Source organism: Pseudomonas sp. FR229a, from assembly GCF_030209115.1.
In the GTDB taxonomy this organism is placed as follows: Bacteria; Pseudomonadota; Gammaproteobacteria; order Pseudomonadales; family Pseudomonadaceae; genus Aquipseudomonas; species Aquipseudomonas moraviensis_A.
Map to the genome: position 1 here is coordinate 128,379 of NZ_JARVSP010000012.1, position 12,776 is coordinate 141,154.

Annotated in this window: 10 protein-coding genes; 5 read left to right on the forward strand and 5 right to left on the reverse strand. The window is 61.3% G+C overall.

From position 1 onward, the window contains the following. Positions 1 to 13: 13 nt before the first annotated feature. From hisC to mtnA, 5 genes are all read right to left on the reverse strand, one after another. A complete protein-coding gene (gene hisC / locus QRN33_RS11150) occupies positions 14 to 1,126 on the reverse strand; it encodes a histidinol-phosphate transaminase (protein WP_042607939.1) in 1,113 nt (370 codons plus the stop codon). Positions 1,127 to 1,139: 13 nt separating this feature from the next. Then, positions 1,140 to 2,234 (reverse strand): prephenate dehydratase, encoded by a 1,095-nt coding sequence (gene pheA, locus QRN33_RS11155; RefSeq protein ID WP_016770924.1) that lies wholly within the window; start codon positions 2,232 to 2,234, stop codon positions 1,140 to 1,142. Continuing rightward, positions 2,234 to 3,319: a 3-phosphoserine/phosphohydroxythreonine transaminase gene (gene serC, locus QRN33_RS11160; protein WP_064361501.1), complete on the reverse strand. Its 1,086-nt coding sequence runs from the start codon at positions 3,317 to 3,319 to the stop codon at positions 2,234 to 2,236. Before serC ends, pheA begins: the two co-directional genes overlap by 1 nt. A gap of 251 nt (positions 3,320 to 3,570) precedes the next feature. Beyond that, positions 3,571 to 6,225, reverse strand: a complete 2,655-nt coding sequence (gyrA, locus tag QRN33_RS11165; RefSeq protein WP_252873176.1) for a DNA gyrase subunit A — start codon at positions 6,223 to 6,225, stop codon at positions 3,571 to 3,573. A gap of 423 nt (positions 6,226 to 6,648) precedes the next feature. Continuing rightward, positions 6,649 to 7,725: an S-methyl-5-thioribose-1-phosphate isomerase gene (gene mtnA / locus QRN33_RS11170; protein ID WP_042607942.1), complete on the reverse strand. Its 1,077-nt coding sequence runs from the start codon at positions 7,723 to 7,725 to the stop codon at positions 6,649 to 6,651. A gap of 108 nt (positions 7,726 to 7,833) precedes the next feature. Between mtnA and QRN33_RS11175 the strand changes: the two genes are divergently transcribed. From QRN33_RS11175 to QRN33_RS11195, 5 genes are all read left to right on the forward strand, one after another. After that, the gene (locus tag QRN33_RS11175) at positions 7,834 to 9,168 is read left to right on the forward strand and encodes a TRZ/ATZ family hydrolase (protein ID WP_042607943.1); all 1,335 of its coding nucleotides are present in this window, start codon (positions 7,834 to 7,836) and stop codon (positions 9,166 to 9,168) included. A gap of 58 nt (positions 9,169 to 9,226) precedes the next feature. After that, the gene (ubiG, locus tag QRN33_RS11180; protein ID WP_024013875.1) at positions 9,227 to 9,925 is read left to right on the forward strand and encodes a bifunctional 2-polyprenyl-6-hydroxyphenol methylase/3-demethylubiquinol 3-O-methyltransferase UbiG; all 699 of its coding nucleotides are present in this window, start codon (positions 9,227 to 9,229) and stop codon (positions 9,923 to 9,925) included. Positions 9,926 to 9,929: 4 nt separating this feature from the next. Beyond that, positions 9,930 to 10,601: an N-acetylmuramic acid 6-phosphate phosphatase MupP gene (mupP, locus tag QRN33_RS11185; protein WP_064361499.1), complete on the forward strand. Its 672-nt coding sequence runs from the start codon at positions 9,930 to 9,932 to the stop codon at positions 10,599 to 10,601. 116 nt (positions 10,602 to 10,717) lie between these two features. Further along, positions 10,718 to 11,458, forward strand: coding sequence for a YciK family oxidoreductase (locus QRN33_RS11190; protein ID WP_042607972.1), 741 nt, complete (start codon positions 10,718 to 10,720; stop codon positions 11,456 to 11,458). Positions 11,459 to 11,819: 361 nt separating this feature from the next. Next, positions 11,820 to 12,746 carry a GGDEF domain-containing protein gene (locus QRN33_RS11195; protein ID WP_042607945.1) on the forward strand — a complete coding sequence of 309 codons (927 nt, stop codon included), beginning with the start codon at positions 11,820 to 11,822 and terminating at the stop codon, positions 12,744 to 12,746. Positions 12,747 to 12,776: the final 30 nt, after the last annotated feature.

Here is a 12,776-nt window from a genome sequence, read left to right on the forward strand (position 1 = left end):
CAGCGCAGTGACATCAACCACGAGCCAGAACCTTGCGCAGCGCCTCGAGGAAACGGCTGTTTTCCGCTGGCAGACCAATGGTCACCCGCAGGTGGTTCGGCATGCCGTAATTGGCCACCGGACGCACGATCACGCCTTCGCGCAGCAAGCCCTGGAAAACCGGCGCCGCGACCTGGCCGAGATCGACGCAAATGAAGTTGCCTTTGGACTCGATCCAGCCCAGATCCAGCTCACGGAAACCAGCCTGCAACTGCTGCATGCCTGCTTCGTTGAGCTGACGGCTCTGCGCCAGATACTCATCGTCCTTCAATGCTGCACAAGCTGCGGCGAGGGCGAGGCTGTTGACGTTGAACGGCTGGCGAACGCGGTTCAGCACATCTGCCACCACAGGCGTCGACAAGCCGTAACCGACGCGCAGCGCTGCCAGGCCATAGGCTTTGGAGAACGTGCGCGACACCAGCAGGTTTGGATAAGCCGCAAGAAAGTCGAGGCCGTCCGGCAAGTCGCTGCCTTCGGCGTATTCGATGTAAGCCTCATCTAGCACTACCAGCACGTGCTCGGGAACGTCCTGCAGGAACTCGTCCAGCGCTTCTGCGCCGAACCAGGTGCCGGTCGGGTTGTTCGGGTTGGCAATGAACACCACGCGGGTGTTGGCATCGATGGCCGCAAGCATCGCTGGCAGATCATGTCCCCAATCCTTGGCCGGCACGACTTTGGCTTGTGCACCGACCGCTTGGGTGGCAATCGGATATACGGCGAAAGCGTGCTCGCTGAACACCGCATTCAGGCCCGGTGCCAGATAGGCACGGGCAACCAGCTCAAGAATATCGTTAGAGCCATTGCCCAGGGTGACCTGATTCAGCTCGACGCGGCACTGCTCGGCGAGCAGCGATTTCAGGGCGAAACCGTTGCCGTCCGGGTAACGAGTCAGCTCGGCCAGCTCTTCGCGAATCGCCGCCAAGGCTTTCGGGCTGGCGCCCAGCGGGTTTTCATTGCTCGCCAGTTTGACGATTTTTGCCGGATCCAGATCCAGCTCGCGCGCCAGTTCGTCCACAGGCTTGCCCGGAACGTACGGCGAAAGTTGTTGCACGCCCGGCTGTGCCAGAGCGAGGAAGTTGCCACTCATTTGCTACCGCCCCTTAGAGAACTGCTTTCGGGTAGGAACCCAGCACTTTGAGTGCTACTGCTTCCTGACTGATCTTTTCCAGCACACCTTTGATCAACGGATCACGGTGGTGGCCGACGAAGTCGATGAAGAACACGTAGGTCCATTTGCCGCTGCGCGACGGACGGGTTTCGATGCGGGTCAGGTCGATGCCATTGTCATGGAACGGCACCAGCAGCTCATGGAGCGCGCCGGGCTTGTTGCTCATCGACACAATGATCGAGGTCTTGTCGTCGCCGGTCGGCGGCACTTCCTGATTACCGATCATCAAAAAGCGCGTGGAGTTGTCCGGACGGTCTTCGATCTTCTCGGCCAGGCGCGTCAGGCCGTACAGCCCCGCTGCCATGTCGCCGGCGATCGCCGCGGAATTCCACTCACCCTTGACCCGCTTGGCCGCTTCGGCGTTGCTCGACACCGCGACGCGCTCGACATTCGGGTAATGCGCGTCCAGCCACTTGCGGCACTGGGCCAGCGACTGCGCATGGGAATAGATGCGGCTGATGCTGTCGGTCTTGGTGTTTTCGCCGACCAGCAGATGATGGTGGATGCGCAGCTCGACTTCGCCGCAGATCACCATGTCGTGCTCGAGGAAGCTGTCCAGCGTGTGGTTGACCGCGCCTTCAGTGGAGTTTTCCACCGGCACCACGCCGAAATTCACCGCACCGGCGGCGACTTCACGGAACACTTCGTCGATCGCCGCCATTGGCTTGCTGATCACTGCGTGACCGAAGTGCTTCATCGCCGCCGCTTGGGTGAAAGTGCCCTCAGGGCCCAGATACGCCACTTTCAGCGGCTGCTCCAGCGCCAGGCACGAGGACATGATTTCGCGAAACAGCCGCGCCATCTCTTCGTTGCCCAGCGGCCCCTGATTGCGCTCCATCACGCGCTTGAGCACCTGAGCTTCGCGCTCGGGACGATAGAACACCGGCACTTCGCCTTCGGCCAGCGAGGCCATCTTCACGCGGGCGACTTCCTGGGCGCAACGCGCACGCTCACTGATCAGCTCGAGGACTTTGGTGTCCAGAGCGTCGATGCGAACGCGCAGTGCCTTGAGTTCTTGCTCGGACATCAGCCGTGTTCCTTCTCGAATTCCGCCATGTAAGCCACCAGCGCGTTGACCGCAGTGATGTCGACAGCGTTGTAGATGGAGGCGCGCATGCCGCCCACCGAGCGGTGGCCCTTGAGGTTGAGCAGACCGCGCTCGTCGGCACCGGCGAGGAACGGCTTGTCCAGACGATCATCAGCCAGACGGAACGGCACGTTCATCCACGAGCGATCCGATTTGTTGATCGGGTTGCTGTAGAGGCCGCTGGCATCGATGAAGTCGTACAGAGTGCGTTGCTTGACGTCATTGAGCCTGGCGATCGCTTCGACGCCGCCCTGCTCTTTCAGCCACTGGAACACCAGACCGGACAGGTACCAGGCCAGGGTCGGCGGGGTGTTGTACATCGAGCCGTTGTCGGCCGCGACCTTGTAGTCGAGCATGGTCGGGCACAGCGAGCGGGCCTTGCCGAGCAGGTCTTCGCGGATGATGTTGACGAGGATGCCGCTCGGGCCGATGTTCTTCTGTGCGCCGGCGTAGATCATGCCGAAACGCGAGATGTCGACCGGACGCGAGAGAATGTCCGAGGACATGTCGGCCACCAGCGGCACGTCACCGGTTTGCGGGATCCACTGGAATTCCAGACCGCCGATGGTTTCGTTCGGCGCGTAGTGAACGTACGCGGCGTCTTTCGACAGATTCCACTCGTTCTGGCCGGGAATGGCGAAATAGTCGTAAGGCTTGGCGGTGGCGGCAACGTTGACGTGACCGTAGCGCGAGGCTTCTTCGATGGCTTTCTGCGACCAGATACCGGTGTCGATGTAGTCGGCCGAACCACCTTCGGGCAGCAGGTTCAGCGGGATCTGTGCGAACTGCTGGCTGGCGCCGCCCTGCAGGAACAACACTTTGTAGTTCGACGGGATATTCAGCAGGTCACGCAGATCCTGCTCGGCCTGGGTGGCAATGGACACGAACTCATCGCTGCGATGGCTCATTTCCATGACCGACAGACCCTTGCCGTGCCAATCAAGGAGTTCACCCTGGGCGCGCTGCAGGACAGCTTCAGGCAGCGCCGCAGGACCGGCGCAGAAGTTATAGGCTCGCTTGCTCACATCCAATCTCGCTCTGATTTGATATCACGCATTAAATCGTATCGACCGTCGACACTGGAACGGCGATAAACCGCTTTCCAGTGTAGGAGTGAGCCTGCTCGCGATAGCGGTGTGTCAGATAAACATTCGCTGACTGAAACACCGCTATCGCGAGCAGGCTCACTCCTACAGGGGATCTCCTTGCCTGACGATATTTCATACCGGACAAATAACAAGGGGGCGAATTCTCATCCGCCCCCTCGTTTGTCCGCTTATTCCTGCGGTTCTTCGTCAGCTGCGGCGTCGAGTTGCTGGTCTTCACCTGCCTCGTCGATGCCGACGCTGCCTGCGAATTCCTCGCCCTCTTCACCTTCGAGCTCTTCGCCTTCGACTTCCGAAGGCTCCTGGACCCGCTCCAGCCCGACCAGGGTTTCATCCTTGGCCAGCTTGATCAGCGTCACGCCCTGAGTGTTACGACCCAGGCTCGACACTTCGCCGACACGGGTACGCACCAGAGTGCCCTGATCGGAGATCAGCATGATTTCTTCACCGTCGAGCACCTGCACCGCGCCGACCAGACGGCCGTTACGCTCGTTGCTGACCATGGCGATCACGCCCTGGCCGCCACGCTTGTATTCAGGGAACTCGGTGATCGCGGTGCGCTTGCCATAACCACGCTCGGAAGCGGTGAGGATCTGGCTGCCTTCTTCCGGGATCAGCATGGAAATCAGCTTCTGCCCTTCCGGCAGACGCATACCGCGCACGCCGCGCGCGGTACGGCCCATGGCACGTACATCGGACTCTTTGAAGCGGGTGACCTTGCCGCCGTCGGAGAACAGCATCACTTCGCGCTGGCCATCGGTAATGGCCGCAGAGATCAGCACGTCGCCTTCGTCCAGCTCCAGCGCGATCAGACCGACGCTGCGCTGACGACTGAAGGATTCCAGCGGGGTCTTCTTCACGGTGCCGTTGGCGGTGGCCATGAAGATGTAGTGACCTTCGGTGTATTCCTCGACCGGCAGCATGGTGGTGATGTATTCACCGTCATCCAGCGGCAGCAGGTTGACCAGCGGACGACCACGGGCCGCGCGGGATGCTTCCGGAATTTCGTAGGTCTTGAGCCAGTACACCTTGCCCTTGCTGGAGAACAGCAGCAGCGTGGTGTGGCTGTTGGCGACCAGCAGGTGAGCGATGTAGTCCTCGTCCTTGACGCCGGTGGCCGACTTGCCTTTGCCGCCACGACGCTGAGCCTGGTACGCAGCCAGCGGCTGGGTCTTGGCGTAGCCACCGTGGGAAATGGTCACGACGCGCTCTTCTTCCGGGATCATGTCACCCAGGGTCAGGTCAAGACGGGCATCGAGAATTTCGGTGCGGCGCACGTCGCCGTATTCGGCGCGGATCACTTCCAGCTCTTCGCGGATCACTTCCATCAGGCGCACGGCGCTGTTGAGGATGCGGATCAGCTCGCCGATCTGGTTGAGGATCTCCTGGTACTCGGCCAGCAGCTTCTCGTGCTCCAGACCGGTCAGGCGGTGCAGACGCAGTTCGAGAATGGCTTGAGCCTGTTCTGGCGAAAGGAAGTACTTGCCTTCGCGCAGACCGTATTGCGGATCGAGGTTTTCCGGACGGCACGAATCGGCACCGGCACGTTCAACCATCGCCACCACCGCCGAGGATTCCCAAGGCGTGCTGATCAGCGCTTCCTTGGCTTCCGACGGCGTTGGCGAGGCCTTGATCAGGGCGATCACCGGGTCGATGTTCGACAGGGCAACGGCCTGGCCTTCGAGAATGTGCCCGCGCTCGCGCGCCTTGCGCAGTTCGAACACGGTGCGGCGGGTGACCACTTCGCGACGGTGACGGACGAAGGCTTCCAGCAAATCCTTGAGATTGAGGATGCGCGGACGGCCGTCGATCAGCGCGACGATGTTGATACCGAACACCGATTGCAGCTGGGTCTGGGCGTAGAGGTTGTTGAGGATCACCTCAGGCACTTCGCCGCGACGCAGTTCGATCACGACGCGCATACCGTCCTTGTCGGACTCGTCACGCAGCTCGGTGATACCTTCGAGCTTCTTCTCCTTGACCAGTTCGGCGATTTTCTCGATCAGACGCGCCTTGTTCAACTGGTAAGGCAGTTCGGTGATGACGATCTGCTGACGGCCACCGACCTTGTCGATGTCTTCGATGATCGAGCGGGCACGCATGTAAATGCGCCCGCGACCGGTGCGATAGGCTTCGATGATGCCGGCGCGACCGTTGATGATCGCGGCAGTCGGGAAGTCCGGACCGGGGATGTATTGCATCAGCTCATCGACGGTCAGCTCGGGGTTGTCGATGAGGGCCAGGCAACCGTCGATGACTTCACCGAGGTTGTGCGGCGGAATGTTGGTCGCCATGCCCACGGCGATACCGCTGGAACCGTTGACCAGGAGGTTCGGTACGCGGGTCGGCATGACCGCCGGGATCAGTTCGGTGCCGTCGTAGTTCGGCACCCAGTCCACGGTTTCCTTGTGCAGGTCAGCCAGCAGCTCGTGCGCCAGCTTGGTCATGCGCACTTCGGTGTATCGCATGGCCGCGGCGTTGTCGCCGTCGACCGAACCGAAGTTGCCCTGGCCGTCGACCAGCAGGTAGCGCAGGGAGAAAGGCTGGGCCATACGAACGATGGTGTCGTACACGGCAGTGTCACCGTGCGGGTGATACTTACCGATCACGTCGCCGACGACACGGGCAGATTTCTTGTACGGCTTGTTGTAGTCGTTGCCCAGCTCGCTCATCGCGAACAGTACGCGACGGTGCACGGGCTTGAGGCCATCGCGCGCATCCGGCAGTGCACGGCCGACGATCACGCTCATTGCGTAGTCGAGGTAGGACTGTTTCAGCTCGTCTTCGATATTGACCGGGAGGATTTCTTTGGCCAGTTCGCCCATGAGAAGCCTGATTCCTTTTTCTGGTGAAACTTCGTCATATCCATGTGGGAGCAACGAAGCTCGTCGGGGCCGGCCGAGTGCCATGCGCCGACTTACGACAAATCAACATTGGATCGCGGATTTGCGCAGTAAAGACAGCTCCGTGGAGCCGCCTCGGAAAACGCCGGATGTTATCACAAAGGCCGCCACGCACCTATCCCCCAGATGCGCATGGAGCATAGTTAGTTGACCGATGACAGGCTTGAGGGGGACGAGAGAGGCTCAGAGCTTCGTTGAATGTGAAATCTCGGCCTGAATTGGAGGTGTTTATTGACTTTACCGGCCTCTTCGCGAGCAGGCTCGCTCCCACAATGGTCTGTGGCGATCACGAAACCTGTGGGAGCGAGCCTGCTCGCGAAGGGCTCAATGCAAGACCAGAGCCTGTCAATGCAGGCGCTTGCGGCACATCAGCTGGGCCATTTTCGCGGTGTCCGGCCGCTCGACGATGCCTTTTTCGGTGACGATCGCGTCGATCAGATCCGCCGGAGTGACATCGAACACCGGGTTGAACGCTTCAACGTCGGCACCGACGCGTTTGCCGCCAACTTCCAGCAGCTCGGCGCCATCACGCTCTTCGATCGGGATGTCATCGCCGCTGGCCAGATTCATGTCGATGGTCGAACTCGGCGCCACCACCATGAAGCGCACGCCGTGATGCATGGCGTTCACCGCCAGTTGATAAGTCCCGATCTTGTTCGCCACGTCGCCATTGGCGGTGATGCGATCAGCGCCGACGATCACCCAGGTCACGCCTTTGGTTTTCATGATGTGCGCGGCGGCGGAGTCGGCGTTCAGGGTCACCGGAATGCCTTCGTTGGCCAGCTCCCACGCGGTCAGCCGCGAGCCCTGCAGCCACGGTCGGGTTTCGTCGGCGTAGACGCGCTCGACCATGCCTTCTATATAAGCGGCGCGGATCACACCCAGCGCAGTACCGAACCCGCCGGTCGCCAGCGCGCCAGTGTTGCAGTGAGTCAGAATGGCCTGAGCGTTGCCCTGATGCTTGCGAATCAGATCGACGCCGAGTTGCGCCATGGTCAGGTTGGCTTCGCGGTCGCTTTGGTGAATGGCGATGGCTTCGGCCTCGAGCGCCGCCAGCGGATCGGCGTTGCTCTTCAACCGATCCAGGCGATCGTGCATGCGGCCCAGCGCCCAGAACAGATTGACCGCAGTCGGCCGCGAATCCGCCAGCAAAGCAAAATCCTCTTCCAGCGCCGCGTACCAGTCGCCACCCTCGGCAATCCGCGCCCGCGCCGCGAGGACGATGCCATAGGCCGCGCTGATGCCGATGGCCGGCGCGCCACGCACGACCATCGAGCGAATCGCCTCGGCCACGCCGGCGGCGCTGGTGTAAGCGATCCAGGTTTCCTCGAACGGCAAAATACGCTGATCCAGCAGGTGCAGCGCGCCATCACGCCAATCGATGGCCTTCACTTTCTCCGCAGCCAACAGTCGATCGCGCATCCCACACCCCGCACTCATGAACAAAAGCCGCCGATTATAGCGATCCCCCCGCGAAGACGCTCGGGTATACTTCGCCATCCTTTACAAAAGCACTGGAACCGACCCTCGATGCCGAAACCTGCCATTGCGCTCGACCTGTTATTGCTGCCGACCTGGCTGGTTCCCGTCGAACCTGCAGGCGTGGTGCTCAAGGAGCACGGCCTGGGCATCCGTGATGGTCGCATCGTATTTATCGGCCCGCGGGCTGAAGCATTGAAGTGTAACGCCACGCAGATCCGTGAACTGCCGGATATCTTGCTGGCGCCGGGGCTGATCAACGCCCACGGCCATGCGGCGATGACACTGTTCCGGGGCCTGGCCGACGATCTGCCGCTGATGACCTGGCTGGAAAATCACATCTGGCCGGCCGAAGGCAAATGGGTCGATGAAGACTTCGTCCGCGACGGCACCGATCTGGCGATCGCCGAGCAGATCAAGGGCGGCATCAGCTGTTTTTCGGACATGTATTTCTTCCCGAAAGTCGCCAGCGAGCGCGTGCACAACAGCGGCATCCGTGCGCAGATCGCCATTCCGATCCTCGATTTCCCGATCCCCGGTGCCAGCAGCGCCGACGAAGCCATTCGTCAGGGCGTCGAGTTGTTCGGCGACCTCAAGCATCACGAACGCATCAAGATCACTTTCGGCCCTCATGCACCCTACACCGTCGGCGATGAGAACCTCGAGAAAATCAGGGTGATCGCCGAGGAGCTGGACGCCTCGATCCACATGCACGTGCACGAAACCGCATTCGAGGTGCAGCAGGCCGTCGAGCAGACCGGCGAACGGCCACTGGCGCGCCTCGCGCGCCTTGGCCTGCTCGGCCCGCGCTTCCAGGCCGTGCACATGACCCAGATCAGCGATGACGACCTCGCCCTGCTGGTAGAAAGCAACAGCAGCGTGATCCACTGCCCGGAATCCAACCTCAAACTGGCCAGCGGCTTCTGCCCGGTCGAGCGTTTGTGGCAGGCTGGGGTCAATGTGGCTGTCGGCACCGATGGCGCGGCGAGCAACAATGATCTCGACCTGCTCGGGGAAACCCGCACTGCCGCCCTGCTGGCCAAAGCCGTCGCTGGCTCCGCCACCGCGCTGGATGCCCATCGCGCCTTGCGCATGGCCACGCTGAATGGCGCCCGTGCATTGGGCATCGAGACGCAGGTTGGCTCGCTGGAGATCGGCAAAGCCGCGGACATCGTCGCTTTCGATCTGTCCGGTCTGGCGCAGCAACCGGTGTACGACCCGGTGTCGCAGTTGATCTATGCCACCGGGCGCGATTGCGTGAAACACCTGTGGGTCGCCGGCAAACAACTGCTCGACGATCGGCGCCTGACCCGCATGGACGAACAACAGCTGGGCGAGACCGCCCGCCACTGGGGCCAGCGCATCAGCGGCCATACCGAATCGTAAACACCGCGGCGCAATATCCGCGGCTACAGCCCTTTTCAGGTTTTTCGAGGAATTGAACATGAGCAACGTCGACCACGCCGAAATCGCCAAATTCGAGGCCCTGGCCCATCGCTGGTGGGACCGCGAAAGCGAATTCAAGCCACTGCACGACATCAACCCGCTGCGGGTCAACTGGATCGACGAACGGGTCAACCTGGCCGGCAAGAAAGTCCTCGACGTCGGCTGCGGCGGCGGCATCCTCAGCGAAGCCATGGCCCAGCGCGGCGCCACGGTGATGGGCATCGATATGGGCGAAGCGCCGCTGGCGGTCGCGCAACTGCATCAGCTGGAATCCGGGGTCAGCGTCGAATACCGGCAGATCACCGCCGAAGCCCTCGCTGACGAGATGCCCGAGCAGTTCGATGTGGTCACCTGCCTGGAAATGCTCGAGCACGTGCCGGATCCGTCCTCAGTGATCCGCGCCTGCTTCCGCATGGTCAAGCCGGGCGGCCAGGTGTTCTTCTCGACCATCAACCGCAACCCGAAGGCGTATCTGTTCGCGATCATCGGCGCCGAATACATCATGAAGCTGCTGCCGCGCGGCACCCATGATTTCAAGAAATTCATTCGCCCGTCCGAGCTCGGCGCGTGGAGCCGCATGGCCGGCCTGACGGTCAAGGACATCATCGGTCTGACCTACAACCCGCTGACCAAGCACTACAAGCTGGCCAACGACGTTGACGTCAACTACATGATCCAGACCCTGCGCGAGGAATAAGCCGATGGCCATCAGAGCGGTACTTTTCGACATGGACGGCACCCTGCTCGACACCGCGCCGGACTTCATTGCCATCTGCCAGGCAATGCGCGCCGATCGCGGTTTGCCGCCGATCAACGACAAGCACATTCGCGATGAAATCTCCGGCGGCGCCAAGGCGATGGTCGCGGTGACGTTCTCGATGGACCCCGAATCGCCAGGCTTCGAGGAGCTGCGCCTGGAGTTTCTCGAGCGCTATCTGGTCGGCTGCGCAGTGCACAGCAGACTGTTCGACGGCATGAGCGAACTGCTCGCCGACATCGAAAAGGCCAATCTGATCTGGGGTGTGGTCACCAACAAACCGGTGCGCTTCGCCGAGCCGATCATGCAACGTCTGGGGCTGGCCGAGCGTTCGGCGCTGCTGATCTGCCCGGACCATGTGAAGAACAGCAAGCCGGACCCGGAGCCGTTGATCCTCGCCTGCAAGATGCTTGATCTGGATCCGTCGACCGTGCTGTTTATCGGCGATGATCTGCGCGATATCGAATCGGGCCGCGACGCCGGCACCAAGACCGCTGCGGTGACCTACGGCTACATTCACCCTGATGACAACCCGCGGCATTGGGGCGCGGACGTGGTCGTGGATCACCCGCTGGAGTTGCGCAAGGTGCTCGATAGCGCGCTTTGCAACTGCTGACCAAAATCAAAAGATCGCAGCCTTCGGCAGCTCCTACAGGAGAATGCATTCCCATGCAGGAGCTGCCGAAGGCTCGGGCCGCGTTCGGACGATCTTTTAAGGACTATGAGGTTTTTATGTTTGATTACACCGCTCGCCCCGAATTGCTCAAGGACCGGGTCATCCTCGTCACGGGTGCCGGTCGTGGCATTGGCGCGGCTGCGGCGAAGACCTATGCCGCACACGGCGCCACCGTGCTGCTGCTGGGCAAGACAGAGGCCAATCTGACCGAGGTCTACGACGAGATCGAAGCGGCCGGTCATCCGCAGCCGGCGGTGATCCCGTTCAACCTTGAGACTGCCCTGCCCCATCAGTACGATGAACTGGCAGCGATGATCGAAACCGAGTTCGGCCACCTCGACGGGCTGCTGCACAACGCCTCGATCATCGGCCCACGCACGCCGATCGAGCAACTGTCCGGCGAAAACTTCATGCGCGTCATGCAGGTCAACGTCAACGCGATGTTCATGCTGACCAGCACCTTGCTGCCGCTGCTCAAGCTGTCCCAGGATGCTTCGGTGGTGTTCACCTCCAGCAGCGTCGGGCGCAAGGGCCGTGCGTATTGGGGCGCCTACGGCGTGTCGAAATTCGCCACCGAAGGCCTGATGCAAACCCTGGCCGACGAAGTCGAAGGCGTGGCGCCGGTGCGCTCCAACAGCATCAACCCCGGCGGCACCCGCACCAGCATGCGTGCGCAGGCATACCCGGCGGAAAATCCGCTGAACAACCCGACGCCGGAAGAGATCATGCCGGTGTATCTGTACCTGATGGGTCCCGACAGCACAGGCGTCAATGGCCAGGCTTTCAACGCTCAATAACGCCATACGTCGCATTTGTTGCCGCGGCAGAATGCTGTCGCGGCAAACCATTGCCGCTCAGAAGCGTCACAAAGCCGCCAATTACCCAGCGCTAGACGCTGGCACCTTTCAGCAAGTCATTGATTCGAAAAGCTTTAAATAAAATCGAACCGAATGGCACGGGTTTCGCTCTAAATTCCCTCAAAACATGCCGTGTGATGGCCATGGGGCAACGCCGATTTCGATAGCTGACTGATCGTCCTGCGGCAGACTAAACTTACGCCAAACGTCCTACGGGACTGATGGATCAGTACGACGCGCAGCCCATAGCCGCTCTCACCCAGCCTGTAAGACAGACTTACTGCTTAGGGGCTCACGCCATATGAAATCTCCTTCCCAGACCCATGCAATTGACTTTGACAGTGCCAAATTGCAGCGCCTGGGCTTCGGTCAACTACCGGCGCTGATCGAGCGCCCGACCAGCCTGGCGCAATTGCGTCAGCAAATGAGCCTGCAACTGCAAACCAGCCTTGAGCCACAGCGCATCCTTGGCCTCTTTTTCCGCGAAATCCAGCGGCTGGTGCCGTTGGACGCGCTGAGCTACGTGCATAAGGCCAGTGATCTGCGCCTGGAGTTCGGCGCGCGCGGCCACCATTCGGTCAGCTACACCCTGAGCCACGAAGGCGAGCACATGGGCGAGCTGGTCTTCCGCCGCAATCAGCGTTTCAACGACAAGGAACAGGGCGACCTCGAGTCGCTGCTGTCCTGCCTGCTCTATCCGATGCGCAACGCCCTGCTCTATCGCGCCGCCACTCAAAGTGCCTTGCGCGACCCGTTGACCGGCGCCGGCAATCGCGTGGCGATGGAGCAGACCTTACAGCGCGAGATCGACATGTCGCGCCGCCATGTGCAGCCGCTGTCGGTGCTGATGCTCGACATCGACCACTTCAAACGGGTCAACGACGAACACGGCCACGGCGCCGGGGATGACGTGCTCAAGGCTATCGCAGCGTCGATCAAGGCGCAGCTGCGCAACGTCGACATGGTGTTCCGTTATGGCGGCGAGGAGTTTCTGATCCTGCTGTCCAACACCGGCCGTGAAGCGGCGGCGATGGTCGGCGAGCGTTTGCGCCAGGCGACGCAGTCGGAGGAATATTTCGCCGATGGCCAGTTGATCGAGATCACCGTGAGCCTGGGATGCTCGACGTTGTTGCCGGGCGAATCGGCGGACAGCTTGCTGCGCCGCGCGGACAGTGCGCTCTATGTCGCAAAGCGCGAGGGGCGTAACCGGCTGGCGATGGCCGGCTAGAAATCATTGTGGGAGCGAGCCTGCTCGCGA

Bases quoted from the DNA above. Each gene is read 5' to 3' on its own strand.
- QRN33_RS11190 (WP_042607972.1), top strand. From the start codon at position 10,718: ATGTTTGATTACACCGCTCGCCCCGAATTGCTCAAGGACCGGGTCATC.
- mtnA (WP_042607942.1), bottom strand. From the start codon at position 7,725: ATGCGCGATCGACTGTTGGCTGCGGAGAAAGTGAAGGCCATCGATTGG.
- mupP (WP_064361499.1), top strand. From the start codon at position 9,930: ATGGCCATCAGAGCGGTACTTTTCGACATGGACGGCACCCTGCTCGAC.
- QRN33_RS11175 (WP_042607943.1), top strand. From the start codon at position 7,834: ATGCCGAAACCTGCCATTGCGCTCGACCTGTTATTGCTGCCGACCTGG.
- gyrA (WP_252873176.1), bottom strand. From the start codon at position 6,225: ATGGGCGAACTGGCCAAAGAAATCCTCCCGGTCAATATCGAAGACGAG.
- pheA (WP_016770924.1), bottom strand. From the start codon at position 2,234: ATGTCCGAGCAAGAACTCAAGGCACTGCGCGTTCGCATCGACGCTCTG.
- ubiG (WP_024013875.1), top strand. From the start codon at position 9,227: ATGAGCAACGTCGACCACGCCGAAATCGCCAAATTCGAGGCCCTGGCC.
- QRN33_RS11195 (WP_042607945.1), top strand. From the start codon at position 11,820: ATGAAATCTCCTTCCCAGACCCATGCAATTGACTTTGACAGTGCCAAA.
- hisC (WP_042607939.1), bottom strand. From the start codon at position 1,126: ATGAGTGGCAACTTCCTCGCTCTGGCACAGCCGGGCGTGCAACAACTT.